At 62.8% G+C, this 27,000-nt stretch carries 27 protein-coding genes, 1 pseudogene and 1 riboswitch; of the genes and pseudogenes, 10 read left to right on the top strand and 18 right to left on the bottom strand.

Annotated features, from left to right (window positions below):
- Nucleotides 1-252: 252 nt before the first annotated feature.
- From ABH922_RS00210 to ABH922_RS00220, 3 genes and pseudogenes are all read left to right on the top strand, one after another.
- Nucleotides 253-498, top strand: a pseudogene (locus ABH922_RS00210) (cation-transporting P-type ATPase); the annotation flags it as partial.
- Between the two features lie 256 nt (nt 499-754).
- On the top strand, nt 755-2,947 hold the full coding sequence (gene mgtA, locus ABH922_RS00215; protein WP_424805013.1) for a magnesium-translocating P-type ATPase: 2,193 nt from the start codon (nt 755-757) through the stop codon (nt 2,945-2,947).
- 9 nt (nt 2,948-2,956) lie between these two features.
- Nucleotides 2,957-3,670 carry an MgtC/SapB family protein gene (locus tag ABH922_RS00220; protein ID WP_424805014.1) on the top strand — a complete coding sequence of 238 codons (714 nt, stop codon included), beginning with the start codon at nt 2,957-2,959 and terminating at the stop codon, nt 3,668-3,670.
- Between the two features lie 19 nt (nt 3,671-3,689).
- Here the strand turns inward: ABH922_RS00220 and ABH922_RS00225 are convergent, their stop codons facing one another.
- From ABH922_RS00225 to ABH922_RS00285, 13 genes are all read right to left on the bottom strand, one after another.
- A complete protein-coding gene (locus ABH922_RS00225) occupies nt 3,690-4,157 on the bottom strand; it encodes a GNAT family N-acetyltransferase (protein WP_424805015.1) in 468 nt (155 codons plus the stop codon).
- 176 nt (nt 4,158-4,333) lie between these two features.
- Complete coding sequence (locus ABH922_RS00230; protein ID WP_424805016.1) at nt 4,334-5,464, bottom strand: ParB/Srx family N-terminal domain-containing protein; 1,131 nt, start codon at nt 5,462-5,464, stop codon at nt 4,334-4,336.
- 117 nt (nt 5,465-5,581) lie between these two features.
- Nucleotides 5,582-6,925, bottom strand: a complete 1,344-nt coding sequence (locus ABH922_RS00235; RefSeq protein WP_424805017.1) for an FAD-binding oxidoreductase — start codon at nt 6,923-6,925, stop codon at nt 5,582-5,584.
- A complete protein-coding gene (locus ABH922_RS00240; RefSeq protein WP_424805018.1) occupies nt 6,922-7,797 on the bottom strand; it encodes a sulfurtransferase in 876 nt (291 codons plus the stop codon). Before ABH922_RS00240 ends, ABH922_RS00235 begins: the two co-directional genes overlap by 4 nt.
- A gap of 36 nt (nt 7,798-7,833) precedes the next feature.
- Complete coding sequence (locus ABH922_RS00245; protein ID WP_424805019.1) at nt 7,834-9,159, bottom strand: NtaA/DmoA family FMN-dependent monooxygenase; 1,326 nt, start codon at nt 9,157-9,159, stop codon at nt 7,834-7,836.
- 16 nt (nt 9,160-9,175) lie between these two features.
- On the bottom strand, nt 9,176-9,982 hold the full coding sequence (locus tag ABH922_RS00250; protein WP_424805020.1) for a hypothetical protein: 807 nt from the start codon (nt 9,980-9,982) through the stop codon (nt 9,176-9,178).
- Nucleotides 9,975-10,295 (bottom strand): hypothetical protein, encoded by a 321-nt coding sequence (locus ABH922_RS00255; RefSeq protein ID WP_424805021.1) that lies wholly within the window; start codon nt 10,293-10,295, stop codon nt 9,975-9,977. The genes ABH922_RS00250 and ABH922_RS00255 overlap by 8 nt, the downstream gene beginning before the upstream one ends.
- A 39-nt stretch (nt 10,296-10,334) precedes the next feature.
- Nucleotides 10,335-11,291: an NAD(P)-dependent oxidoreductase gene (locus ABH922_RS00260; protein WP_424805022.1), complete on the bottom strand. Its 957-nt coding sequence runs from the start codon at nt 11,289-11,291 to the stop codon at nt 10,335-10,337.
- Nucleotides 11,291-12,376, bottom strand: coding sequence for an ABC transporter permease (locus ABH922_RS00265; protein WP_424805023.1), 1,086 nt, complete (start codon nt 12,374-12,376; stop codon nt 11,291-11,293). Before ABH922_RS00265 ends, ABH922_RS00260 begins: the two co-directional genes overlap by 1 nt.
- On the bottom strand, nt 12,369-13,319 hold the full coding sequence (locus ABH922_RS00270) for an ABC transporter permease (protein ID WP_424805024.1): 951 nt from the start codon (nt 13,317-13,319) through the stop codon (nt 12,369-12,371). The genes ABH922_RS00265 and ABH922_RS00270 overlap by 8 nt, the downstream gene beginning before the upstream one ends.
- The gene (locus tag ABH922_RS00275) at nt 13,319-14,326 is read right to left on the bottom strand and encodes an ABC transporter ATP-binding protein (protein ID WP_424805025.1); all 1,008 of its coding nucleotides are present in this window, start codon (nt 14,324-14,326) and stop codon (nt 13,319-13,321) included. The genes ABH922_RS00270 and ABH922_RS00275 overlap by 1 nt, the downstream gene beginning before the upstream one ends.
- 1 nt (nt 14,327) lies before the next feature.
- Complete coding sequence (locus ABH922_RS00280; protein ID WP_424805026.1) at nt 14,328-15,341, bottom strand: ABC transporter ATP-binding protein; 1,014 nt, start codon at nt 15,339-15,341, stop codon at nt 14,328-14,330.
- A gap of 6 nt (nt 15,342-15,347) precedes the next feature.
- Nucleotides 15,348-17,093, bottom strand: a complete 1,746-nt coding sequence (locus tag ABH922_RS00285; RefSeq protein ID WP_424805027.1) for an ABC transporter substrate-binding protein — start codon at nt 17,091-17,093, stop codon at nt 15,348-15,350.
- A gap of 248 nt (nt 17,094-17,341) precedes the next feature.
- Between ABH922_RS00285 and ABH922_RS00290 the strand changes: the two genes are divergently transcribed.
- On the top strand, nt 17,342-18,205 hold the full coding sequence (locus ABH922_RS00290; protein WP_424805028.1) for a LysR family transcriptional regulator: 864 nt from the start codon (nt 17,342-17,344) through the stop codon (nt 18,203-18,205).
- Nucleotides 18,206-18,286: 81 nt separating this feature from the next.
- Here ABH922_RS00290 and ABH922_RS00295 read toward each other — a convergent pair whose 3' ends face one another.
- Nucleotides 18,287-18,547 (bottom strand): hypothetical protein, encoded by a 261-nt coding sequence (locus ABH922_RS00295; RefSeq protein WP_424805029.1) that lies wholly within the window; start codon nt 18,545-18,547, stop codon nt 18,287-18,289.
- Nucleotides 18,548-18,608: 61 nt separating this feature from the next.
- On the opposite strand from ABH922_RS00295, the gene ABH922_RS00300 reads away from it, so the two are divergent.
- Nucleotides 18,609-18,938, top strand: coding sequence for a hypothetical protein (locus ABH922_RS00300; RefSeq protein ID WP_424805030.1), 330 nt, complete (start codon nt 18,609-18,611; stop codon nt 18,936-18,938).
- Here the strand turns inward: ABH922_RS00300 and ABH922_RS00305 are convergent.
- A complete protein-coding gene (locus tag ABH922_RS00305; RefSeq protein WP_424805031.1) occupies nt 18,885-19,766 on the bottom strand; it encodes a siderophore-interacting protein in 882 nt (293 codons plus the stop codon). The genes ABH922_RS00300 and ABH922_RS00305 overlap by 54 nt on opposite strands.
- Before the next feature lie 70 nt (nt 19,767-19,836).
- Between ABH922_RS00305 and ABH922_RS00310 the strand changes: the two genes are divergently transcribed.
- The 4 genes from ABH922_RS00310 (at nt 19,837) to ABH922_RS00325 (ending at nt 23,545) form a co-directional block, all read left to right on the top strand.
- Nucleotides 19,837-20,847: an ABC transporter substrate-binding protein gene (locus ABH922_RS00310; RefSeq protein ID WP_424805032.1), complete on the top strand. Its 1,011-nt coding sequence runs from the start codon at nt 19,837-19,839 to the stop codon at nt 20,845-20,847.
- Between the two features lie 59 nt (nt 20,848-20,906).
- Nucleotides 20,907-21,578, top strand: coding sequence for a hypothetical protein (locus ABH922_RS00315; protein ID WP_424805033.1), 672 nt, complete (start codon nt 20,907-20,909; stop codon nt 21,576-21,578).
- Between the two features lie 320 nt (nt 21,579-21,898).
- A riboswitch (ZMP/ZTP riboswitch) is annotated at nt 21,899-21,978 on the top strand.
- Between the two features lie 23 nt (nt 21,979-22,001).
- Nucleotides 22,002-22,874, top strand: a complete 873-nt coding sequence (locus tag ABH922_RS00320) for a bifunctional 5,10-methylenetetrahydrofolate dehydrogenase/5,10-methenyltetrahydrofolate cyclohydrolase (protein ID WP_424805034.1) — start codon at nt 22,002-22,004, stop codon at nt 22,872-22,874.
- A 260-nt stretch (nt 22,875-23,134) separates the two neighbouring features.
- A complete protein-coding gene (locus ABH922_RS00325; RefSeq protein ID WP_424805035.1) occupies nt 23,135-23,545 on the top strand; it encodes a hypothetical protein in 411 nt (136 codons plus the stop codon).
- A 126-nt stretch (nt 23,546-23,671) separates the two neighbouring features.
- Here ABH922_RS00325 and ABH922_RS00330 read toward each other — a convergent pair whose 3' ends face one another.
- Nucleotides 23,672-24,067, bottom strand: a complete 396-nt coding sequence (locus ABH922_RS00330; protein ID WP_424805036.1) for a pyridoxamine 5'-phosphate oxidase family protein — start codon at nt 24,065-24,067, stop codon at nt 23,672-23,674.
- A 264-nt stretch (nt 24,068-24,331) separates the two neighbouring features.
- Here ABH922_RS00330 and nrdF point away from each other — a divergent pair, with 264 nt between their 5' ends.
- On the top strand, nt 24,332-25,306 hold the full coding sequence (gene nrdF / locus ABH922_RS00335) for a class 1b ribonucleoside-diphosphate reductase subunit beta (RefSeq protein ID WP_424805037.1): 975 nt from the start codon (nt 24,332-24,334) through the stop codon (nt 25,304-25,306).
- 410 nt (nt 25,307-25,716) lie between these two features.
- Here nrdF and ABH922_RS00340 read toward each other — a convergent pair whose 3' ends face one another.
- Together ABH922_RS00340 and ABH922_RS00345 are read right to left on the bottom strand one after the other, a co-directional pair.
- A complete protein-coding gene (locus ABH922_RS00340; protein WP_424805038.1) occupies nt 25,717-25,863 on the bottom strand; it encodes a hypothetical protein in 147 nt (48 codons plus the stop codon).
- 14 nt (nt 25,864-25,877) lie between these two features.
- Nucleotides 25,878-26,999, bottom strand: coding sequence for a DUF475 domain-containing protein (locus tag ABH922_RS00345; RefSeq protein ID WP_424805039.1), 1,122 nt, complete (start codon nt 26,997-26,999; stop codon nt 25,878-25,880).
- Nucleotide 27,000: the final 1 nt, after the last annotated feature.

Below are 27,000 nucleotides of genomic sequence, written 5' to 3' on the forward strand. Positions count from 1 at the left end.
CGATCTGTCAGGAGGTGACCACCGTGGACGACCCGCCCAGTCGATATCCGACTCGCCATCTTTTTCCTGCCGACGGTGCTCACCTCGGTCGCTGACCGCTGTCCTTCTTCGGTTACCTGCCGCTTCGCATCCTCGGACCCATCCACGCGGCACCGCCGCGTCCGCTGACGACTTCTGCTCTCGCTCAGCACATTCTGCTGCCCTGACGATGTCGCGCACCGGCGTTCGTCCGGGCTGCCGAGGGGACCTGCCATGTCATTTTCAGTTCTCGCCCTACGGTCACGCAACATCAAAAGGGCTCCACAACAGACGAATTCCGCGATCCTGGCGAAGCAAAGGGCTCAGGAATTGGTCGACTACGCAACTGCCGACACGCGGACCGTTCTGGCGGATCTCACCACAACCGCCAACGGACTGCGCTGCGATCAGATCGACGACCTGCGTACGCAATTCGGTCCCAACGACGTCCGCCACGATCGCCCGGCCCCGGCGATCGTGCAGTTCGCGGAAGCATTCAAGAATCCGTTCATCTTGATTTTGGTGTTCCTCGCCATGATCATGGTGATGACCGACATCGTCTGGGCAGACCCAGTCGACGGCCCCGACTACACCGGTGTCATCACGCTGAGCGTCATGATCGCCGTCAGCGTCACACTCCGGTTCTGGCAGGAATACCGCTCGAGCCGTGCCGCCGAGGCCTTGAAGGCAATGGTGACCACCACCGTCGCGGTCACCCGAAAAGATCAACGATACGGTGGTCACCGTCGAGATTCCGATCGAACAACTCCTACCCGGAGACGTCGTGCAACTGGCGGCGGGAGACATGATTCCGGCAGACGTCCGGATCATCCGGGCCAAAGACCTGCAGATCAACCAGTCGATGCTCAGTGGCGAATCGATGCCGGCGGAGAAGGTGTCCGAACCGTCGTCCGCGCTCGATACCGACCGACTCCTCGAAGCCGACAACATCGGCCTCATGGGTACTTCGGTGGTGTCGGGTTCCGGAACGGCTGTGGTGCTGCACACCGGAAAGAGCACCTACTTCGGTGCGATGACGGCACAGTTGGCGTCGAAGCGGCCGGAGACCAGCTTCGACGTCGGGGTCAGGAACGTCAGCTACCTGTTGATCAAGTTCATGATGATCATGGTGCCCGCGGTGTTCGTCATCAACGGACTGACCAAGGACTGGAGCTCGGCCTTGCTGTTCGGCGTTGCCACCGCGGTGGGGCTGACACCGGAGATGCTGCCGTTGATCGTGACGGCAAATCTTGCCAAGGGTGCATTGCACATGTCGCGTAGGAAAGTGATCGTCAAGCAGATCAACGCCATTCAGAATTTCGGGGCCATGGATGTGCTGTGTACCGACAAGACCGGGACGCTCACCGAGGACCGTATCGTTCTCGGTGAGCACCTCGACACGGCGGGACGGCGCTCCGACGGTGTGCTGCGGCTTGCCGCGATCAACTCCGTCAACCAGACCGGGCTGCGAAGCCTGATCGACGACGCCGTCATCGATGCTGCCGGACCTGAACTGGTGGAGGACCTGACCCGTCGGCACGTACTGGTGGACGAGATTCCGTTCGACTTCAAGCGGCGCCGCATGTCGGTGGTGATCACCGAGGGCGATGCGGATCTGGTCGTGACGAAAGGTGCAGTAGAAGAACTACTTTCGGTGTGCAGCTCCGTCGAGCTCGACGGTGCGGTGCGCGAGTTGACTCCCGCGATTGTGGCCGGAGTCGATCGGCTGGTGGCCGAACTGAACGGCCAGGGTAAGCGCGTGTTGGCGGTGTCGACTCGCACGGTCACCGAGGATCAGCGCCGCGACTACTCCACTGCCGACGAGACCGGTATGACGCTGGTCGGTCTCCTTGCGTTCCTCGACCCGCCGAAGGACTCGGCCGCCGGAGCAATCGATGTGCTGTCCGCGCACGGTGTTGCAGTCAAGGTGGTGACCGGTGACAACGAACTGGTAGCCGAAACCGTCTGCGGCAAAGTCGGTATCGATGTCGGAACCGTCGTCTCCGGTGCCGAGGTGGAAACACTCGACGACGACGCGCTCGACGAACTGGTGGAGCGGACGACGGTATTCGCGAAGGCCGATCCGATGCAGAAGGCGCGGATCGTGGAATCGTTGCGACGCGTCGGCCACACTGTCGGGTTCCTCGGCGACGGGGTCAACGACGCACCGGCACTGCGCGCCGCGGACGTCGGAATCTCAGTGGACACGGCAGCGGACATCGCCCGCGAATCGGCCGACATCATCTTGTTGGAGAAGGATCTCGGAGTTCTCGAACAGGGTGTCATCGAGGGCCGTCGCACTTTCGGCAACATCCGGAAGTACGTCAAGATGACCGCGTCGTCGAACTTCGGCAACGTGTTCTCGGTCCTGGTCGCCAGTGCGCTGCTGCCGTTCATCCCGATGATTCCGGTAGTTCTGTTGCTGCAGAATCTGATCTACGATCTGTCGATGCTGACGATCCCCTGGGATCGTGTCGACAAGGAGTTCTTGTCGAAGCCGCGCAAGTGGGAAACACAGAGCCTTCGCCGGTTCATGGTGTTCATCGGACCGATCAGCTCGATCTTCGACATGACGACCTTCGCTCTGATGTGGTTCGTCTTCGCAGCGAACACCCCGGAGCATGCAGCACTGTTCCAATCCGGGTGGTTCATCGAGTCGTTGCTCTCCCAAACCCTGATCGTCCACATGATCCGTACCCGCAAGATCCCGTTCCTCGAGTCGCGGGCGTCACTGCCGGTACTCCTGAGCACCGGGGCTGCGTGCGTGTTCGCACTGGTGTTTCCGTTCACGGACCTGGGCCATTCGCTCGGGCTCGTGTCACTGCCGTGGACGTACTTCCCGTGGCTGATCCTCACCCTCGCTGCCTACTGCATCGTCACCCAGGCAGCCAAGGGCATGTTCATCCGTCGCTTCGCGACCTGGCTGTAGGAGTTCACTGTGGAGATCCACGTCATCCTCGTACGGATAGCACTCGGGCTGCTGCTCGGCGCCGGCGTCGGTATCGAAAGGCAATGGCGCTCGAGGATGGCAGGCCTGCGGACCAACGCACTGGTGAGTCTGGGTGCCACGCTCTTCGTCATCATGGGTGCGTACGGGTTCGACGGGCCGGATGCCGATCCGACACGTGTTGCGGCGCAGATCGTCTCCGGGATCGGTTTTCTCGGTGCCGGAGTCATCATGAAGCAGGGTGCCACCGTCACCGGCCTGAACACTGCAGCCACGCTGTGGGCCACCGCTGCGGTCGGCGCCCTGGTGGGCGGCGGCATGTACTGGGTAGCGGTGGCAGGTACCGCAGCCATCATGTCGGCCAACACGTTGCTGCGTCCGTTGGGGCGGATGATGGATCATCAGCCCGTGCGAGTCGGCCGGGAAGTGCCGCCGGCCGACTACACCTTCGAGGTCACGTGCCGAGCTGACGCCGAGGCGCATATCAGGGGTTTGACGGTGCAGTCGATTTCACGGCCGGAGTTCCAGCTGCGATCGGTCCAGTCGTTCGACATCCCGGACAGCGATCGAGTGCGGGTGGTCGCGGAACTGGTGGCCGCCGAACGTGACGACGGACTGCTCGAATCCGCCGTCAGCAGGTTGAGTCTGGAACCGCTCGTCACGCACGTTCGGTGGGAGGTGGATGCACCGAACAGGGTCGAGTGATCGTGGTGCGGCCACCGGGCTAGTGCGAGCGATCCTTCGCCAGATACACAACCCCGGGAATATCGTTGTCGGTCTTGGGTAATGGATCGTATCCGGCGCGTAGGTATCGACGGATGTTGCGCGCGCTCCTGCTACCGGTGAACAGGGCGAAACGAGTGATGTGAGCCGGTGCCTGCTGTTCGACATGTTCCAGAAGACGTCGACCGAGTCCGTTGCCCGCCAGGTCGGGCGCGACCATGAGGCGGCCTATCTGCCAGGTGGCGTCGTCCGAAGTACCACGGACGGCTCCGACGAGGCGGTGGTCGAGTCGAGCGGTCCAGACCGTCGACGCCTGAACCCAGGCTCGCACGGTTGGCAGGTCTTCGTGAAGCGGCGGAATATCCGTACTGCCGTTGACCACGGCTTCCGTTACCCAGCAGCAGCGTTGCAGAACAAGTATTTCCGCTGCGTCGTCGACGGTCGCGCGCGCGATGACGATCTCCCTCATCGTTCGATCTTGCACTATGAGTCACCGATCCAGACCAGCGAGTGGGCGAGGGAGATCAACGTGGATTCGTCGTCGCCCGCGGCAGGACCTCGGCGGTGACGCTCGTGTACGAAGACGGCACCGGATGCCTCACACATCCGGTGCCGTCTGCTCGTACTGGGGTCGAGATCCTCAGATCAGAGAGTCGCCTTGTACGCCAAGGCATAGGCGAGCTTGCCCGGCTTGCTGTCGGAGTACGGCGTCGAGAGCTTCGCGAATTCGCCCTTCGACTCCGATTTGCCGTCGTTCCACGAAGAGAGCACTCCCAGGTCCTTGGCCGTTGAATTACCGTTCACCACGGCCGATCCCGGCAGGAGTGTCTGAGCTTTGGTCACGGCCTTGACAGTATCGAGATAACTCGCGAAATCGCCGGTGTTCCACGAATGCAGGTCCACCGAGGAAGAATCGCGAATCCAGGCGCCCCAGTAAAACTCCTGAAACGCAATTCCGGTGGAAGAGAATCCGATATCGCGCGAGAAGTACGCCAGGCTCCGGTATTTGTCGTCCTGGAAGCCCGCCAGAGCGAGATTCTTCGGAAGAGTCTGAGGAATGACCGGGTTGTTCTCGGCGTCGCGTGTCCACACCCACTTGTTCGCCGCCATTTCGGTCCAGAACCGGCTCTCGCTCAGCGAGCTGAGATTTCCGACAACCCGAAGTCGCAGCGGAACATTCGCTCCACCGCCGGATGTTTCGTAGAAGGAAGTCAGGGTGTGATGACCGTCAGTCAGATACAGGGCGCCTCGCGGGCCGACCACCACGGTTTTCATCTCGGCCTTGCTCGACGCGGTTTCCTTGCCGACAGCGATCTTGCAGGTGAAGGTCGACGGATCTGTCAGCGTCGCGGTGGCGCTTGCGCTCTTGGCCTCGCCCTGACCGTTGGCTTCGCACCAGTCGTCGAACTTCTTGTTGATCGAGTCTTTCCCGAGCGAATAGCGCCCGAGTTTGTAGTACACCTGGTCGTAGCCGACGGACGGCTGAGTTGCTCGTACGTCCCCGATGCGGACGTCGACGATATCGCCGGTCTCGGCGCACAGGTACGGCGAGTTCTCGGTCTTCGCGGACTGCGATCCGAGATCCGGTCTGGACAGTGACCCGAAAGCCGGCCCGGCTGGTGATCCGAAAGCCGGCCCGGCCGGCGACCCGGTGGACACCGATCCGCAGTCGACCGTGTCGGCGGATGCCGAGGCAGGGATGCCGAGTAGTGCAGTGGCTCCGACCAAGGACAGTGAGGCAATGGCGGAACAAGCTGATCGTCGCACCGAGAACATGATCGGAAAGGCTCCTGAAAGGTAAACACGATAAAAATGGCTTTTGCGACAATAGTCCATATTGGTGTGCGTGTGGGGAGCTACGTTTCGGCGTATGACGTGCACGGGGCGGTGTAATCAGATGGCTTTGCCTGGGTTCAGGATCCCTTTCGGATCGAGGGCGTGACTGATGGTGTGGTGCAGCGCGGTGACGCCGGGGCCCACTTCCTCTTCCAGCCAACGACGCTTGAGCGCGCCGACACCGTGCTCGCCGGTCACGGTCCCACCGAGGCGTAACGCTGCTGCGAAGATCTCACCGGCCGCAGTCAGTGCCCGTTCGTCACCTTCGTCTGCGAACGGGGTGACCACGAGTGGATGCACCGTGCCGTCCGCAGCATGCGCGAACGTGTAGATCGCGGTGTCGGTTCTCGCGGCGATGTCGGCGACGGTACGGATCATCTCCGCGAGTCGGGACCGAGGCACGGACACGTCCTCGATGAACACCCGGCCGAGACGTTCCAGGGCAGGTAATGCACTGCGGCGTAGTTCGACGAGTTGTTCCGCGCGCGCGTCGTCGGTGGCAATTTCCACGGAGATCGCACTTTTCCGCAGCACTGCAGCCACCGCCTCGGCCTCGAGATGCGCAGCGGGCCCGTCGGTCTGGAGCAGAAGGTAGGCCCCGCCCTCGACGCGTCGCCCCAGATGGTCTGCGACAGCGGCCAGGGTGGCCGAATCCAGTAGTTCCGCCATCGCCGGCTCCACGTCCAGTGTGCCGATCGCGGCCGCTGCGGCCGCTGCCGTGTCGATGGATTCGAACGATGCGCCGAGCGTGACCACGGTGCTCGGTAGCGGTCGAAGTTTCACCGTGGCGCCGACGACGACGCCGAGGGTCCCCTCCGAGCCGACGAACAGAGACGTCAGGTCGTAACCGGCAACGCCTTTGACGGTACGTCGGCCGGTGTGGATCAGCGCTCCGTCGGCGAGCACCACATCCAGTCCGAGTACCGATTCGCGGGTGGCCCCGTACTTGGCGCACCGCAACCCGCCGGCATTGGTGGCGATATTGCCACCGATCGTCGAGATTGCGACACTGGCCGGGTCCGGGGCATAGCGCAAGCCGACAGCCCCGGCGGCTCGGTCCAGATCTGCGGTGACGACACCGGGTTCGACCACGGCCAGACGATCCGCCGGAGCGATCTCGAGGATTCGGTTCATCCGGCTCAGCTCGAGAATGATGCTTCCGTCGGTGGCGGATGCACCGCCCGCCAGCCCACTTCCGGCTCCGCGCGGGACCACCGGAACCCCGGCATCGGATGCCTGCCGTAGCAGCTCCTGCACATCGGCAACGGTGCGTGCGACGACGAGCCCGTGCGGCCGGCCGGCCGGCCGCCACCCCGACCGATCCCAGCGATACGCGTCGACCACCTCGGGTGAATCGATCCAATCGCCATCGGGCAACACCGGAACGAACGACGTGGTCATCGCATTTCCTCGCCATTGTCGCTGCCGACGGCGACCGGACGCGCAGGATCGTTCGACCACTGACTCCACGAACCGGGAAACAGAGTTGCGGACACGCCGATGGCCGCAAGAGCCAGTGCCAGATGAGCGGCCGTCACCCCGGACCCGCAGTACACGGCCACAGTCTTGTCGCCCGACACTCCTAGCCTGGCAAAGCGCTCCGCCAGCGCCACCTCGTCGAGGAAATATCCGTCGGTGAGATTCTCGGATGTGGGCGCGCTGATCGCACCCGGAATATGCCCGGCCCGCGGATCGACCGGCTCCACTTCTCCGCGATAGCGCTCGGCCGCTCTGGCGTCGAGAAGTACGCCGGTAGAGGCCAGTGCCGCTGCGCCGTCCGCGTCGACGACTGGGAGGTGCCCACCATCGAGGCGCACTGCACCCGGGCTGTTCGGCGCCGGCTCGCCGGTCCGCACCTCACCGCCGCGTGCTTTCCAGGCACTCAGGCCGCCGTCCAACACGCGCACGGCTGTGAGGCCGCCCCACCGGAGCAGCCACCAGGCGCGCGCGGCAGACAAACCGGAACTGTCGTCATAGATCACCACCTGCGAGTCGTCCTCGATTCCCCAGGCCCGCGCGGACTTCTGCAGGTCCGCCACGTCCGGAAGTGGGTGCCTGCCGAGCGCAGGCGACGGGGCAGCGGCGAGCTCGGCGTCCAAGTTCACGAATCGCGCTCCGGGAATATGCCCGGCCAGATAGGGGGCATGATTGTCGGTCACGCCCAGCGCCCATCTGACGTCCAGTAGTACCGGTGGTGTCGCCGAGGACAATTCGGCGGCCAGGGCATCGGCAGTGACGAGGACGGTGGTGCGATTCGAGTGGGTGACGGTCATCGGTCGGCCTTTTCTTCTCGTTCGGTACGGGTGGAGTCAGGATTCAAGGACGCGGCCGAGGCTGGTACGCAGGTGCGGCGATGCGTACTCGGTCTGGACGTACCCCTGCTCTTGCAGAATGGGAACCACCAGGTCGATCATCAGCTCGAACGATTCCACGTCCGCGGCCTGGAAGTTGTATCCGTCGCAGATTCCGGCGTCGAACCTGCCCGCCATCTCGCGCGCCACCGTCTGCGGGTCACCGACGACCACCCAGTGCAAGTCCAACTGCACCAGATCGCGCACTGTGGCGCGTTCGACGACGGCGTACTCCCAGTAGCGTCGGTAGAAGCCTTGGTGCCGTTGGAAATCCGACGTGTCGGGCAACCTGTCGAGCGGAACCGGCTCGTCGAGGGGAAGATCCGAGAGCGAGATCCCCAGGAACAGTTCCACGCGGGAGCGGTTTGCCTCGAAATCGATGCCCGCCAGGAATTTCCGACGCTTCTCGATCGCTTCCGCCGCGGTGGTGCCGACGAAGCAGCGGATTCCCGCCACCACGATCGGCGGGCTCACCTCGGGCCGGAGTTCGCGGGAACGAGAGTGTATCTGCTCCACGTAGTCGCGGCCCTGCTGCGGAGTCGGTTGCAGGGAGAAGACGATGTCCGCGATGGACGCCGCCAGATCTATCCCCTCCGGGGAAGCACCGGCCTGGACGATCAGCGGATCGACCTGCGCCGGTTGCGGCACGTTGAGTGGGCCCTGTACCCGGAAATACTCACCTACGTGGTTGATCTTGTGGATCTTGTCGGGATCGACGTCGACGCTCCGGTCCGGGCGCACACTTGCCGCATCTCGGTCCCAGCTGCGCCACAGTGCACGGGTGACCTGGACGAATTCGGTGGCTCGCCGATAGCGGTCACCGTGCGACGGCAGCTCGTCGAGTCCGAAATTTCGGTAGTCCTCACCCGTACCCGAGGTCACGACGTTCCACCCGGCCCGACCGCCGGAGAGAAGGTCCATCGACGCGAATTGGCGGGCCAGATTGTAGGGTTCGGAGTAGGTGGTCGACGCCGTGGCGATGATTCCGATGTTCTCGGTGTGGGCAGCCAGATACGCCATGAGCGTGATCGGCTCGAAGGGTGAGGAGCGGTACAGCGGAAACCGTAGCGCGGCCGGGGTGGTCTGGACGGTGTCACCCTGAAAAACAGCGTCGTATTTCCCTTCCTCGCAACGCTTCACGGTGTGAAGGACGCTCGGATAAGCCATCGGCCCACCGGCGGCGTCGGTACCGACCGACCAAAATCCGTCCCCGAAGCCCAGCGTCTGGATCAAGACCATTCGGCGCTTCGGCGATCCCGGCGAAGCCTTCTCTGTATCTGACATTTTCCGTCTCCTGTCTCTACCGAGGCCCGAACTGCTCGAGCAGCCAGTTCGGCATCCGCACGATGTCGAGGCCGCTGATGCGGTCCCGTTCCGGGCTGCGGCGCTGCTCCGGGTGGCCGGGCCAGCGGATACGTATTTCCTTGCCGACGTGGGACACAGTGTCCTGGAAGCTGATCGGGCTGCCTTTGAGATGTGCGGCGAAATCAGTCAGGTCCACCCCGGTGTCGAGAAGCGCCGGATCGTCCCACCACAGCTCCAGAACCCCGTCGAAGACCGGATTGCAGTCGAGGTACCGGTCGGTATCGGCAACGCTCTGGACGTGACGCACCAGTCCGGGAATTGTCGAGCGCACCAGAGCTGGAAGAGTGTTGTGCCACCAGGACTGGAACTCCGCCGTGCCCGCCGTGTGGTGCTTGCGTACCAACAGAACACCTTTGGTCAACCCTTCGGTGCCGGGCTCCACGTCGTGTCCGAACTTCACCGACTCGATCGTGGACAGCTCGACCTGCCGACCGGGGGTCTTGTCATGCAAGGTGAGTCCGTCGCGACCGGAGAGCAGCCGGTTCGGATCATCCTTGCACGACTGATGTGAATCCACGCTCTCGAACCAGCATTCCGCATGCGCCAGATAAATAGACTGCGAGAACGGCGCGAGCCGCTGCGAGGTGCCGTGCAACTGGATGTATCGGCGAATCTGATCCATTTCCAGTGCGACCGGCCCGTGAATCTCCTGGAAATGGTAGAAGTAGTACTCCTCGGATATGAACGGGTTTTTCGGATTGAATCCGAACCCCTTGACCGTCAACACGTCTGCGCTACTCATCGCCGGGCTCCGTCCTGGCTTCCCGGGAAGCCAGGACGTACTCGCGTGCGATCTCGAGGCCGTCGCGCAGTTCGGCGATGCGTGACCATGCACGCGTCGGTGCATCAGGACCCGACGCGAGCAGAGCCTCGAACTCTGTCGCCGAATCGGCCTCACCGATCACCAGACGTCCACCTCCGACCAGTGCATAGATCTGACGGATCGACCCGTCGGCGAGTCTGGCTTCGAACCAGGGAACCTGCCGCTGTGCGATGTCGAGCGCTTCGGCCTCGGTGAGCGGGCCGTGATGACCGATGGCGACGAACGTGGCCATGATGTGTTCCTGCTTTCTCCGATGGTGCGGTGGACGGTGTCAGTAGCCCTCGGCCGGGTCGACCACACCGAGAAGTGGTTCGGACCGCAGATATCTGCGGACGTTCTCGACGAAGCGGTCCACGGTGCCGGGGATCGTGCGCGGATCAGCCCACGAGACATGGGGGCTGACGTCTACCCTGGGATGTGAATAGAACGGATGACCGGCAGGCAGTGGCTCCGGTTCGGTGGCGTCGAGGGTGGCGTGTCCGACTACGCCGGACTCGAGTGCCGCCAACAGCGCTGTGTGGTCGATCAATTCGCCTCGAGCGACGTTGATCAGGTGTACCCCGGGTTTGGCGAGGGCCAATGCCTCCGCGTCGAGAAGGCCACGCGTGTGAAGTGTGGCCGGCGCGGCCACCACCAACACGTCCGACTGCGACAGCACGTACTCCAACGGAGCTACAGTGACTCCGTCGACGGCACTGGGTGCGGATGATCGCCGAGTGGTGAGCACGTGGTATCCGAATGCCAAGGCGCGCTTGGCTACCGCACGTCCGATCTCACCGAACCCGATCAGTCCCAATGTGGTTCCCTCGACCGCGCCGAGGCCCTCGATCAACGGTGCGACATCGGTGGTCGGTTCGTGTACCCACACCTTCGGGATTCCTCGTCGGCGGGCCAACATGACGGCGAGAACCCAGTCCGCCATGGGTGCGGCCTGGATACCGCGTCCACAGGTGGCGATACGACCGGTCAGCAGCGCCGGGGGAATACCGTCGATACCCGCCGATGCGACGTGAATCCAGTCCAGTCCCGCCGCCCACTCGGTGTCCACTGTGCCGTCGTCCGCGGTGGGAATCTTGGGCGCGGCGAACAACACCGTGGCCTCCGGCGGAAGTGGCGCACCCTCGTTCCAGCCCTGGTCGACCACGTTCAGATCGGGGAGCGCCGAGCGCAGTCGATCCCCGATCCCGGGTCCTAGTTGGTTGGCGATGGTCAATGGCGCTGTCGACATCAGTGTGTCCGGCTTTCTCGTGCAGTCGGGGTCTCGTCGGTACCGCGAACACGTTCACCGATCCGGTTGAAGCTGAAGATGGTCAGGAACATGAAGGCACCGGGGACGAGAGGGATGAACGGGTATTTCTGCAGTACGGTCAGCGAACCTTCGGCGATCATGTTTCCCCAGGTCGGAGTTGGTTGCTGTAAGCCGAGACCGAGGAAGGCCAGGGAACCTTCCGCGACGATGACCACAGCAATCATCACGAACGCGTACGCCAGCAACGGCATGATCACGTTCGGCGCCAACGTCCGGACCAGGATGCGGGTATTGGTTGCGCCGAGAGTGCGGCTGGCAGTGACGAAGTCACGTCCGGCGAAACGGATGGTGTTCGCCCGCGCGAGCCGGACCATCATCGGGGTGATGACCACAGCGAGCGCTCCGCCCTCCCAGAGAACGGCAGCCGGAACCGAGGGCGGCGGTCCGATCACCGAGGCGATCGCCACCAGGAACAACAAGGCCGGAAAGGCCAGTGCGGCGTCGACGAGCACGCCGACGACGGCGTCGAATTTGCCCCTCGTGTAGCCGGATACCAACCCGAGGGTGCCGCCGACCACCAGCGCCACCACCACGGCAAACGCGGCGGTGGCCAAGCTGACCCGAGCCGCGTAGATCGAGCGCGCCAGCAGATCGAGGCCGAGATTGTTGGTACCCAACGGGTGAGCCGAGAACAGATCCGGCGGTTGATTTCCGGCCTCGGTGAGACTGGCCACGGTATCGGAGGCGTTGCCGAGTGGCAGCACGTCGGCGAAGATCGCCGCCGCCGTCAGAAGCACGAGCCAGGCCGCCGACAACCAGAACCCGGCGTCGAACCCCGGCCCCCACAGTGCGGTTCCGGCCCGGACGATTCCGCGATGGATCACCAGAAGACCGATCAGGACCGCCAGAGTGCTGAGCAGTCCGGACAAGTCCAGCCAGAGCCCGGCAGCGATCAAAGCCAGGCCGAGGGCGAATGAACCGCCTGCCAGACCGAGAGTCAACGGACGGCTCAGTGGCGGAATCCGTTTCAGGTTCGGAAGGCGGAGCGTTGAAACCTCAGGCATGGCGAGTCCTCGGATCGAGATAGCCGTACAGGGCATCGACGACGATGCTGATCACGAGATAGACCACGGCGACGACCACGACACCGCCCTGCACTATTCGATAGTCGTGTGTGAGAGCGCCGTTCACGATCGCCTGACCCAGGCCGGGGAGCGCGAAAACCTGCTCGATGACGAAGGTACCGCCGATGATCCGGCCGACGCTGATACCGGTCAAGGTCAACACGGAGAACGACGAGGGTCGCAGTGCTTCCCGAACGAGGACGTGCCAGGTGGGCATGCCCTTTGCTCGCGAGGCGACGATGAAGTCCTCCTGCAAGGTGGTGTGCATGTCGCTGCGCAACAGGCGGGCGAACACCAGCGACTCCTCGATCGCCAGGGCCAGAGCGGGCAGGAACGCGTGGTACAGATTTGCGCCCCACCCTTCCTCCGTGGGTCTGGCCCAACCACCGATCGGAAAGACCTGCCAGTTCACCGCCAACAGCAGCACCAGCAGTACCGCCAACAGGAAGTTGGGGATCGACAACAGCGCGAACGAGGTGGTCGACACCGCGCGGTCGAACCGGCTGCCCGGCCGGTACGCCGACCACATTCCGACCGGAATCGCAATGGCGAGAGCCATGAGCAGAGTGAGCACGGCCAGTTCCAGGTTCACCGGAATTGCCCGCGCCAGAACGGTTGCCACCTCCTGCTGTGGTGGAACGAGCGTCGTGCCGAAGTTTCCCTGGAATACGTTGCCCAGCCAGGAGAGGTATCGGGCGAAGAGGGGGTCGTCGAGCCCCAACTCCTGACGCATCGCGATGTAGTCGTCGGGAGAAGCGTTGTCACCCAGAATGTTCACCGTCGGGTCACCGGGAGCGAGGTTGACCATGATGAAGGCACCGAAGGTGACGAGCAGCAGGATCGGTGCCGTCGCGATCAGTTTGATCCGCAGAGCCGTGGACATTACCGTACTCCCACTGCTGCGGACGATCCCCCGGCATGATGGCATGCTACGTACTGCCCAGCGGTCAGTTCACGGATGGTGGGTTCTTCGGCGGCGCAGCGGTCGTCCGCCAGTGGGCAGCGAGTCCGGAATCTGCAACCGGACGGCGGATTCAGTGGCGAGGGTAGTTCACCGTCCGTCTCGGCCGGTAGATCGGCTGCTCCCGCTCCGGGTACGGCCGAGAGCAGGAGCTTGGTGTACGGATGGGCGGGATTCGCGCAGATCTCGTCCGACGGGCCTACCTCGCAGATCTTCCCCAGATACATGACGATCATCCGGTCGGACACACTGCGGACCACCGCAAGATCGTGCGCGATGAACACCATGCTCAGCGCAAACGTGTCCTTCATGTCCTCGAGAAGGTTGACGATCTGGGCCTGGACGGAGACGTCGAGTGCGGCAACCGGTTCGTCACAGACGATGAGTCTGGGGCCGAGTACCAGTGCCCGGGCAATACACACCCGTTGTGCCTGACCACCCGAAAGCCGGCGCGGCGTGCGCTCTCCGAAGATCTCCGGATTCAAGCCGACTGCCGACAACATCCGGTCCACCGTCTCGGCCGAGGCAGCGACATCCAGCGTCCCTTGGATGTCGAGGCCTTCGGCGACGATCTGGCGCACCGTCAACCGGGGATTCAGCGAGGACATCGCGTCCTGGAAGATCATCTGCATCCGAGGTCTGATCCCACGAAGGTCCTTGGCGTTCAACGTCGTCAGTTCGGTACCGTCGAGCTTCACGGAACCCGATGTCGGGGAGGGGATCTGAAGTATCGCCCGCCCGGTCGAGGACTTACCGCAGCCGGACTCGCCGACCAGACCCACCGTCTCACCTTCGAGTACGTCGAACGAGACGTCGGACACCGCATGGACGACTTGCCTGCGGCGGACCGGAAACTCCGCGACGAGGTGTTCGGCGCGCAGCACGGCTGTGGCGCCGTCCCGTAGATGCGCGGTTCCTGAACCAGCCATGTCAGAGACCTCCGGACGGAACAAAACATGCAGCAGAATGATTTGCGGTACCGGAGAATTGCGGTACTTCGGTGTGGCATTTGTCGACGGCGAATGTGCATCGCGGGGCGAACCGGCAGCCGGCCGGTAACCGCGTCGGGTCCGGGATGGCGCCGTCGATGCTTCGGAGCCTGGTGTGCAGCGGCTGATCCATCGAGGGAATCGCAGCCAGCAGCGCATCGGTGTACCGGTGTCGCGCACTGCTCAGAATGGCTGCGGCCGGACCACGTTCGACCAGGCGGCCTGCGTACATGACCGCAATCCGATCGGCACGATCGGCCACCACACCGAGATCGTGGGTGATCAGGATCATCGCCATCCCCAGATCGCGTTGAATGCTGCCGAGTAGATCGAGGATCTGCCGTTGCACCGTGACGTCGAGTGCTGTGGTGGGTTCATCGGCGATGATCAGCTTGGGGGAGCATGCCAGGGCGATCGCGATGGTGACCCGTTGCCGCATGCCACCCGAAAGCTCATGGGGGTACTGCCGGATTCGCCGCGCAGCCTCCGGAATCCGGACCAGGTCCAGTAATTCGACCGCCCGACGAGTGGCATCTTGCCGAGACAGTCCCAAATGTACCCGCAAGGGGTCTGTCAGCTGTGCACCGATCCGACGCACCGGATTGAGCGAGGTCATCGGATTCTGTAGGATCATCGCCAGCTCGCGGCCATTGATCGACTGACGTCGACGAGCCGGCATCCGAAGGAGATCGACGCCGTCGAACCTCGCTTCACCCTCGACCTCGGCGGCGGCCGGAAGAAGCCCCATCAGTGAGCGCACGAGAAGTGACTTGCCGGAACCGGATTCGCCGACGATGCCCAAGGTTTCGCCGGGGCGCACCGAGAGGTCTACACCGTCGACGACCAGCGCGGCCTGCCCGTGCGGTTGTGGGAACCGCACGGTGAGCCCGCGGACGGCCAGCAGCGGTTCTGCGCTGCTTGCGGCCACGGGCTCACCGAGGGTTGAGGACTGCATCGCCATCTAGGACAGCCAGGCCTTGTCGAACAGGATCGAATTGATACCGGCCAACTCCAGACCGTGCAGCTTGCCCGACACGATCAGACCTGTCGGAAGCTGGACCAGCGGCACGGCAGGCATGGTGTCGTTCCACCGCTCGGCGACGGTCTTCAGCGCAGCCCGCTGCTCGTCGGGCGTCGACGCCTTACCGAGATCGTCCCAGGACTGTGCCAGCGGCTCGTCGACGAAGCCCATCGAGTTGGACGAGCTGATCGCCTGCTGCAACTGGACGAACGTCTGCGTGAAGTCGGTGGACGAGATGCCGAAGCCCCAGTTCACGACGTCGTAGTCACGGGAGGAGAGAACCTTGGAGATGAGGCTGGTCAGATCCACCGAGCAATCGCAGGTCACATCGAACCCAGCCTGCTTGAGCTGTGCGCTGACAGCCTGACCCCAAGCGGTTCCGGCCGGATCGTTCTGCGACAGCACACGGATCTTGCCGTCCCAGCCTTCCGACTTGGCCTGCTCGACCAGCTTCTTGGCGTTGTCGAGGTTGTGGCTGGGGAACGCAACCTCGGGATCCCAGTTGGTGCCGCCGAACGTTCCGTCGGCCGGCACTGCGGCGTCGGCGAACGCCCGGTTGTTCACGATCGACGGATCGAGCGCCGCGGCAACTGCCTTGCGGACCGTCGGATTCGATGTTGCAGTGGGGATCTGGGCGGTGGAACCGTCAGGCTTGCCCTCACAGACGTTCTGGGGTTGATTGCCCTTGCAGATCACGTTGCCGCCGTTCATGGCCGCGATGTTTCCGAGATACGAGGTCGTCTTCACGACGTCGAACCCGTCCTTCTCGGCATCGGCGAGAGTGCTCGGATCACGCACGAAGCCGGCGTCGAAGCTTCCGGTCTTGACGGCCTGGAAGGTGGACGGCGCACCGTCGAGCTTCTTGAACGTGAGGCCGTCGAGCGGAACGTCACCGCCGTAGTAGTTGTCGTTGCGGACGAACTGCACCGACTCGCCCGGCGTGTAGGACTTCAACGTGAACGGGCCTGCGCCGGCGTCACCGGGGTTGAGATTGAAGGCATCGGCGCTGCCTGCCTTCGCGAATGCCGTCGGCGAGTAGATGATTCCGTTCACTCCGCCGAGAACGAACGGGAAGCCCGCCCACGAGCGATTCAAGTCGTACTCGACGGTCAGGTCGTCCACGACACTGATCGACTTCACGAACCCGGACGGGCTGATGTACGACTTCGCGGGATTGACACCCGATTCGATTTCACGGTCGTGAACGAACTTCACGGCATTCGCGTCGTACGCAGTTCCGTCGGAGAACTTGATCCCCGGCTTGATCTTCAACGTCCACTTGGTGAAATCGTCGTTGGGCTCCACGGATTCGGCTGTCCGCATCTCGTACTTGCCGGTGTCCCGGTCCAGTCGCACGAGCACGTCGTACAGTGCGAACTGTTCCAGCGTGCCGGTAGTGGCACCGGCGTTCGCGAGCTTCGCCGGATCGAAACCGGGAGTCGGCGCGCCCAGCCCGATGGTCGGTGTGCCGCCGCGAACCGGTGTGGCCGAGTCGGATGCGGCGGTCGAGGTGCCCGACGTATCGGTGTTGTCACTCGTGCTGCACGCGGTAAGCCCGGCCACGACACCGATTGCCGCCACTGCGGCCACTATTCGACGTGATCGACGTGTGACGTGCGCGCGGCGGGCGGGTGTGAGCGCCGAATCCTCCTTCGAAGAAGAGGACCGTTCTCGGAAATTGAGCATTTCTCACCTGGGGTCTGTGGGGGTGGAATGTCTGACGGCAAAGAGAGGCCCCCGGGTAGCTTTCGTCACGCCGTCGGGGCTTTGCCAGGTTGGTCGTCTTACACAATCGACGTCCAACAACACCCGGTGATCACATTGATCGCGTTTCGTAATCGGTGTAACCTGCGAGGCTGTGGCCTCGGCAAATGGTCGGGCTGTGGAACGGCACCGTCACGCTTTTTCGTGACCATCATCACTTTGGATTCGGCATGTCGGTTGTACTTGACATCGTTGCGCTTCGTAGTTACATCGCGATAGCCGACTACGGTGGCTTTCGCCACGCAGCGGAAGTGCTTCAGCTTTCGCAATCTGCGATCAGCGCACACGTGCGGCGTCTGGAAAAGACCGTCGGCCGCCCACTGGTGGAACGTCACGGGCGCGGAAGTAGGTTCACCCCAGACGGGGAGCTTCTACTGGGCCGGGCCCGAGTGATATTGGCGGCGCACGACGACGCGGTCACTCAGCTTCGAATCAACCAGGAACCGGCCGAGGCAGCCGTCGCGTTCACCATCGGAGCGCCGGAGCATGCGGCCGACGTGATCCTGCCCCGCATCCGCGAGGCCCTGCACGAGAACTATCCGGGGTGCTCGGTCTACTTTCGGATCGACCGTGCCGCGCATCTGCGGAAGGGGATCGACGACGGCACCGTCGACGTCGCACTCTTCCTCGGTGCGCCGCAGACTCCGAATGCGGAGTCGGCCGGCCGAGTGTCGCTGGCCTGGTATGCAGCCACTTTCTGGTCGAGGCCGTCCGGCGCGGTCCCGCTGGTCTCGATCAACGAACCGTGCATTCTCCGCCAGCGCGCCCTGTTCACCCTCGCCCACCACGATCTGGCCGGCGACGTCGTCTGCGACACCGGCCATCTCGCCGGAGTGCTGAACGCAACCAGGGCGGGCCTTGGAGTTGCGTTGTTGGCGCAAGGGTGCGTCCCACCGGAAGGGCTCGAACGGCGGATGGATCTACCGGATGTGGAGCCGGAATTCCTCCACGTCCGATCCAGGGCCGGGATGAATCCCCGCATAGCGCAGATAGTGGCCGACGCAACCCGCCACGCTGTTCACCGCGAACGGTGAACTGCGTGGCGGGTGATTCGAACTGTTCGTGATCCACTCGTGAAGCACCTGTCGATCCGGATGCCGATCAGGACGCGACTGTCATTCGCAGTCGTCGGCTTGTTCGTCGCGAGGAAGGTCTGACGCCTTCGATGCGGCCGGAACCCACTCACGCAGCGGTTGAACAACTTCGGAATAGAAAGTTTCTGCCGATACCGTGACGCGGTTGATGAAACCGGCGGCGGTGCCCGACCTCTTGCTGCCGAGATTGAAGGGCGACGCTTTCAACTGGCGCACAATCCAGGTGACACGTTTTCCGGCGGTGCCTTCGTCCGGTGCCGAAACGGTTGTAGCGCAGCTCACCTTGTTCGTCCGCAGATCGGCGATGATGTGGAGTTCTCCAGCCGCGTCCGGTATTCGCAGCGTGGCGCCCCCTTTTCCCGCCTTCGGTACCTGCGCCGACGTCACAGGCCGACACCACATTCAGTGCCTGGGAAAGGTTGCCGCGCTGATCGATGCCGTTGTTGTCGCAGCCCGCGAGGATGCCGACACCGCCCGATCCCTGTACGCATTCATCCTGCTCGGGGCCCGCACCGACCACCAGATTTGCAGGATCGACGATACGTTCAACGAACTGGGCATCGACATCGGCAACCACGATCGACGACGCCCACCGCCTCAGCTGTACAGCCAGGCAGGCTCAGTCTTCGACGTCGAAATCATCGAGAACGGTCATGCGCGGGTTGCGCTCTAGTTCGCGCTCGTAACGCCTCAACCGCGCTTCGTCGATCTCGGAACTCGTCAGATGTCGACGCCAATAGCCGAACACCTCGACCTCAGCGCGCGTCATCGCGCGTTCGCGCCGGAAGTGATTACGGATGCGACGCATTTCATCATGCTCGCCGCACGCCCAGACGGTCACCTCTGCAGGGTGGGCGTCGCTGAACTCCAGTGCTGCGGCAACGAGGCTTCCGGTCGTACCTGCTTCCACGGCGGCCGGACGACGGATCCAGTGCACGGTGACGCTCTCGCGCTGAGGGAGGTCGCTGACGACAGCCTCGTCGGGTGTCTGCACCCAGGCTTCGCCGGGGTGGCCATCGGGCCAGTCCCGCAAGATGGTCGCGAGTGCCGGGATCGCGGTCTCGTCGGCGAACATCCCCACCGGCACACCGTCGACGAACGGAGGACAGAAGTGCGGGCGAGGGCCGAGGATCCGCACACTCGTTCCCACTGTCGCGTGTTCAAGCCATTGCATCACCGGACTGCTTCCTGCATGCCGGACGACATCCACCTCGATCACGATTTCGTCGTCGATGTGGCACGAGCGCACGGTGTATACGCGCGAGACGGTATCCGTCGAGGTGACGTCCGGCAATTCCAGACGGATCGCAGGATTGGTGACGCGCCAGCGGTCACGATCGCCTTCATGGTCGACCGTTGCGGTAAGCCGGACGACGGACGGGGCGAGGTCGCTGATGCGGATCAGTGTCATCGTGCCGTGATTGACGCCGTCGCGGTGATCGGGATGATCCAACACTCGACGGTGGCGGCCGCCGTACAGAGGGCCCTGTTTTTCGTCCATTATGCAATCTTCCTTATTTAATGCCGTAAGGTTGCCCTTACTATAACTGACTTCGTGAAGGATCACACCTATGCACCACATTCATCGAAGGGCAACGGGATTCGCCGCGCTCGCCATCGCCGCACTCACGCTCACCGCATGCAGCTCCACTACCGCTGACGTCGAGAGCGGCGATGTCACATCATCGATCGTCATCGAACACGCCTACGGCACAATCGAACTCGACAAGGCTCCCGAGCGAGTCGTGACGCTCGGCCTGCTGGAAACCGACGTGACGCTCGCCCTCGGGGTCACCCCGGTGGCGATCGCGAAGTTCTTCGCCACTCCCGACGGCGTCGCACCGTGGCTGGCGCCCGTGCTCGAGGAGACGCCGCAAATTCTCGACACGACGACGACAGGCGCCAACGGAGCGGACCTCAACGTGGAGCGGATAGCGGCGCTGCAACCGGACCTGATCATCGCCAACACCTATACACAGCTCGGCAAGTACTACGACCAGCTCTCAGGTATCGCACCTGTACTCGGGCCCGGCGAGTCGAACTATCTCCAGCTCGGCTGGCGCGATCAAACGACCAGCATCGCCGAAGCGCTCGGCAAGTCCGAGGAGGCGTCCGCGCTAATCGCCGATGTCGACCGGCAACTGACCGACGCGGCGGCGAAGTATGCCCAGATCGTGGGCCACGACTACACCCTCTCGCTCGGCACTCCGGATCAGATCAAGGTGATGAACGATCCGGCTGACGCGAGCGTGGAGATCATGAACGCGTTCGGACTGACGTTCAGCGAGACCGCATCGGCTCTGCCTGGGCTAGGTGACGGTTCCGGCTCAGCCGGGGTCTCCGAGGAAAATATCGCGGCCATCGACGCGGACATCGTCATGATCGGCTACTTCGGCGCCGGCATCCAGAGCCACTGGGAAGGATCGTTGCTTTTCCAGGATCTGTCAGCGGTGAAGAACGACGGCTACATCGCGATGGATCTGTCCGCGAGCACCGCACTGCGGAACCCGTCTCCGCTCTCGATCCCGTACGTGATCGAGCACGTCATTTCGGGGAACATCGTGCCGGCACTCGCGAAGTAGCCATCGGTGCCGGGGACGCATGCCGCGCCCCCGGCACCTCGGCTGACAGGATGAGGCATATGGAGCCCCAACCCGAGTCACGTCCACGCGGCCGACCGCGAAAGATAACTCGTGAGGCGATCGCCGAGGCCGGTCGGCGGCTGACGCTGCCGCGGGTGACCGTCGCCGATGTCGCGGACGAACTCGGCGTCGGAATCCGTTCGCTCTACAAGCACACGAGTGGGATCGCCGACATCCAGGTGATCACGGCGGAGGAGATCTTCGCCGGGTGGCAGGCGCCGTCTGTCGAGGACGTCGCACTCGACGCCTACCTCCTCGAGGTAGCCGTCTCACTTCGTCGGCTCGCAAAAGAGAATGCCGGCATCGCCGGGTTCCTCGTACGTAACTCGCAGGACATCTCGCCCAGAGTTCTCAAGGTGATGGACGCCCACCATCAGGCTGTGGCGGAAGCGTACGATCTGCCGTTGCCGCAGGCATCGCTCCTGCTGTCCGCGGTTGCCGAGCACGCGCTGTCCGTCACGGACGTCGTGCACAGCCACGGTGGACGAGCTCGCGATTACGAGCGGATGGCGCGCAACACGGAGTTGCCCGCTCTCTCGGCTGCGGCGCGAGAAACGCGCCATCACGACGATGACAACTTCTTCCTCTTCGCCACACGCGCACTCATCATCGGACTTCTTGCATTGATCAACGAGATCGTGGCGGACGGCAAGGAGGCCACCGAGTCCTGAGCAGAATCAGATCCTCGCTGCCGCCACTGACATACTGATCCACCACCGACGGCTCCTGCGACAACGCCCGATCGCTGTAGACATTCATCCTGCTCGATGTCTTACCGACCAGCAGATTCGCGGGGTCGACGAGCTGGGCATCGACATCGGCGACCGAGATCGGTGACACGACCTGCTGCGTCGGAACGGGAGTCTGCAGGCATCGTTGCGTGTCACCCACGGTTTGCGGATTCTTGTGGTTGCTGCAACAGCGCACCCAGCGAGACTTTGAGCCGAGTGGAATTGGCTGGACTGGTCGGAGTTGAAACTGCGCGTTAGGCTTGCTGCTGCGCGACTGGCGCGGGTGGGTGACCACCGGGGAGCGTGAGCAGGGCCGACATCGACCGCCTGGGTGTCTCTCGATCTTTATCGAGAGGACTGAACATGAGTGCACGCATCATCGACGGCCGTGCGGTAGCCGCAAAGATCCTGGACAAAGTAGGCCGCGAGACAGCGCAATTCACCCAAGAGCATGGTCGGCGTCCCTGCCTCGCGACCGTGCTGGTCGGCGACGATCCCGCCTCACACACCTACGTCCAGATGAAGCGCAATCGGTGCGCCGAGGCGGGGATGGAGTCGCGCTACGTTGAACTCCCGCGCGAGATCACCACCGCCGAGCTCGTCTCGGAAATCACCACCGCCGAGCTCGTCTCGGAAATCACCACACTGTCCGAGGATCCGACGGTGGACGGCATTCTGCTGCAGCACCCCGTACCCGCACACATCGACGAACGCGCGGCGTTCGAGGCAATTGCGCCGGGTAAGGACGTCGACGGCGTCACCATGCACAGCTTCGCTGCAATGGCCTTCAACGAGAACGGATTTCATTCCTGCACGCCGGGCGGGATTCTCCGACTCCTGGACGCCTACGATGTCTCGCTCGCCGGAAAAGACGTCGTCGTGGTCGGTCGAAGCCCCATACTGGGAAAGCCGGTGGGAATGCTGTTGTTGGCTCGGGATGCGACCGTCACGTACTGCCATTCCCGCACCAGCAACTTGGCTGATCACGTCCGAAACGCCGACATCGTCATCGCTGCCGTCGGACATCCAGAACTGATTCGTGGCGAGTGGATCAAAGAGGGCGCGGTTGTGGTTGATGCTGGTTACAACCCCGGCAACGTCGGCGACGTCGAGTATTCCAGCGCTGCCGGGCCGGCGCGTCTGATCACTCCGGTGCCCGGTGGAGTGGGCCCGATGACCATCGCAGTCCTACTCGAGCAGACACTGGCCGCCGCGAAAGCGACTGTCTCCCGGTAGCTGCGGTGAACGACACCGTCAAGGTCCCGGTGCGGGTTCGTCCGAACACTGACGAAAGCCGGCCCGTTCGACGGGCACGACCGGGCGACACCCTGGCGGTATGGCGCCTCGACCGGCTCGGCCGCGACATCGAGTCATTCCCGATCCGACTGCTGAACCACTCGAACTTCCATTGTGGCCGTAGTTCGCAGTCCTTCTGGTGCAGCAACTAGCCGCCTCCGAGTCGGGCCCGACCGACAGGCCGGTGCCCAGGCCGTACGATGATCAACGGTCGTCGCGCTGACACCTCCCGTCGCATACAACCAGTACTGACCACACTCGAGGCTGCGGTGGCGGACGGAACGCAGCTCGGTGTCGCCGGGATCGCCAGGGTCGCAGGAGTGGACCGCACCTTCCTGTACCGCCACAAGTGCCTGCCGGCACAGATCTGCACGGCTCAAGCTGCGCCGACAACCAATGCCGAGGAATTCGGCTGCGGTAAAACGGGAATCGTTGCACGCGGACCTCGCCGACGCACACAACGCATCACCCGCTTCGCCGCCCACAATGCACTCCTGGAGCGGAAACTCGCCGAACTGCTCGGGCAGCAGGTCGTCGACCTCACCGGCCGCCTCGAAGAACGCGACCAGGAACTCGACGAAGCAAGAACCGCGGACTCTTCACCAATATGAACACGCAATATGAACTCGGTAGCGTGTAGTCTCGTTCACTCGCCGGGCGGCGATCGACCTTTCGCTCGGCGTGTGGTGAAATTCATTGTGGCAGAAGGGGATGTCGAGTGTTTTTCTGTTTCTCCCCTAGATGCGTGTTCCTGCGGTGCTTCCGGGTTTGAGGGTGAAAATTTCCTCGATGTGAACCAGGACCGCACATTTGGGTGCGGCCATTCCTCGTTCGGATGCAAAGTGGACTGCGTTGTCGAACGCAGGTCCCGAATCGTGCACCTGCGCGGAGCCGAGGAACCGGTATCCGTCGAGCGCGGCACGGTCGATGACAGCCACCGCGATTTTCGAGCCGGCACGAATGTTGCGCAGGGTCTGACCGCCGGTGTTCTCGTTGAAGATCAGTGTGGAGTCGTCGTATACCCGTAAGGATCGTTTTGGACCGATGTTCGGCAACGCCCCGTCTGTGACGGTTGCCAAGATCGGTAGCTGCTCACTGAGCATCGCGGTCATCTCACTGGTGAGGGTGTGCACTGAAATGAGGTCCTTCCTGGTCGTCGATCCGTCATCCGAACTCACTCCGACTCTCGGAATTCGGTATGCCGAACTAAACTATCAGGCAAGACGAACTATGGCCTACACTGCCTATATAGTGCGATATGTGGTGCCGAATATCGATGGCACGTCTATATGTAGTGATCTTTCCCTGGTTGCTGAATGTGAATGATGGGAAAACATCGGCCGACTGACAGTGCAGACGATCTTGCGTTGGCCGAACAAAAAGAAGGAGCTGTGCACATGAACGAAGTCTCGGGCCCGAGCGATGCGATCGAGGCAATCAATTGGAACGAGGTGCCGGACGAGAAGGACGTCGAGGTGTGGAATCGGCTCACCACGAATTTCTGGCTCCCCGAAAAAGTACCGTTGTCGAACGATCTCCCGACCTGGCAGTCCATGACCCCCGAACAGCAAACCCTGACGGTCCGGGTGTTCACCGGACTGACACTGCTCGACACCATGCAAGGGACTGTCGGATGCATCGAGATGCTCGCCGACTCCGCGACCGCTCATGAAGAAGCCGTCTACACGAACATGGCATTCATGGAATCGGTGCACGCCAAAAGCTACAGTTCCATCTTCTCGACTCTGTGCTCGAGCAAGGAAATCCGCGACGCTTTCGCCTGGTCACGACAGAACGAGTTCCTGCAATGCAAGGGACGAATCATCTTGTCCTACTACCGAGGTGACGACGCGCTGAAGAAGAAGATCAGCTCTGTAATGCTCGAATCCTTCATGTTCTACAGCGGTTTCTACCTCCCGATGTACTGGTCAGCCCGATCGATGCTCACCAACACCGCGGACATCATCCGCCTGATCATCCGCGACGAAGCAGTCCACGGCTACTACATCGGCTACAAATTTCAACGCGGATACAGACTCGCCGACACTGGACGAAGAGCCGAACTCGAAGACTTCGCGTACTCCATGCTCACAGACCTGTACGAGAACGAAGTCCGCTACGCGCACTACTTGTACGATCCCCTGGACATGACCGAACCGGTGCTGCCCTACATGCGGTACAACGCCAACAAAGCTCTCGCCAACCTCGGATTCGCGGATCTGTTCCCTCGTGAGCAATGCCAGGTAGCGCCCGAGATCCTGTCTTCCCTCGACCCGGGAGCGGCCGAGAACCACGACTTCTTCTCCGGATCGGGCAGTAGCTACGTCATCGGCAAGACCGAACACACCACCACCGATGACTGGAACTGGTGAGCACGCACCACACCCAGTTGCATGTGTTCTATCCACATCTCGGGCCCTGAACTGCGCGAACCATGGTGCGAATGATGCGTCACCAAAGTAAACATCGTGACCTGCGACCGCTGCGGCATGGCCGGACATCCGACTGCGGTGCGCCCGGACGGAACGATCTGCCGCACCTGTTGTCAACACGAACCGCAACGCACCGAGAATCGCATCCGCTGCGGACGAGTCCGTACCCCGTCCACGAGAGACGACTCGGGCGATCCGCAGTGCCCGACCTGCTACCGCCACCCTCATCCGCCCGGACTCGTGCGCCACGTGTTCACATATCGCGGTCCTCACGGAATAGACCTCACAAGCCGCGCGGTCTGCGGACCGTGCGCAGGCTCCTCGATCGACTATCGCTGCACGACGTGCGATCAGCCCGGCCAGCACTGCGCCGGAACCTGCAATGGCTCCACCATCTGACGGGAACGCTGACCACAGAGCCCGCGACTCTGATCAGACGCCGTCGTGATCCACGGTGTGAAGTACGAAATGCCCGCAACCTTTTCGGTTGCGGGCATTTCCACGAACGATGTCAGACGTTCGAGTTCGCGTTTTCGACTGCTGCTTCGTCCTTTTCGATTCGCTTGTTGCGAACGAGGCTGGTGACAAAGGCGGCGCCGATAAGGAAGACGCCGACGAGACCGGTGATGATCTCGTTGATGTGCACACCGATGGAGATCATCAGAATGACGGACAGAGCACCGATGGCCCAGTGCGCGCCGTGCTCGAGGTACACGTAGTCGGCCAACGTGCCCTTGCGGACGAGGAAGACCGTGATGGAGCGGACGAACATCGCACCCACGAAGCCCAGACCCAGAGCGATGATGATCGGGTCGGCTGTGATCGCAAACGCGCCGATGACGCCGTCGAAGGAGAACGACGCGTCGAGAACTTCCAGGTACAGGAAGAGGAAGAAGCCGGCCTTGCCCGTGGCCTTGGCGAGCTGAGTAGGGCCACCAGATTTGGCGGTGACCTCGTCCTCGTCGCCTTCTTCGGGAAGGTTGAACAGCTCACCCAGACCGTTGACCGCGATGTAGGTGATCATGCCGAGAACTCCGGAGATCATCACCGTCGACACCTTGTCGTCGGCGGCGACGAAGGCCGCAGTGCACACCAGGACCAGACCGGCGACGACGACGGACAGCTGATCCAGCTTGCCGATGCGGCCGAGCGGTCGCTCGAGCCAGGACAGCCAGGTGACCTCACGCTCTTCGAAGATGAAGCCGAGGAACAGCATCATCAGGAACATGCCGCCGAAGGCCGCGATCTGTGGATGCGCATCGGTGAGGATGGTCTCGTAGCTCGGGTCTCCGTTGGCGAACGTCGCCGCACCGTCCGCCGGTGGATTCAACGCGAGATCGAGCGCAGCGGCGGGACCGAGGCCCGAAGCCGCCCAGACGATCACCAGGGGGAACACCAGGCGCATGCCGAACACGGCGATGACCACACCGACGGTGAGGAAGATCTTTTGCCAGAATTCACTCATCCGTTGCAGGACGGTGGCGTTGATGACGGCATTGTCGAAGGACAGAGACACTTCGAGAATGGACAGAATGACGACGAGGAACAGTGCCTGAGGGCCGCCGTAAATGAAGGCGACGATCATGGCAATGATCGACACAACGAAGGACAAGCCGAATATTCGCAGTACCACG

The organism is Rhodococcus sp. 27YEA15 (assembly GCF_049739425.1).
Classification (GTDB): domain Bacteria; phylum Actinomycetota; class Actinomycetes; order Mycobacteriales; family Mycobacteriaceae; genus Rhodococcus_F.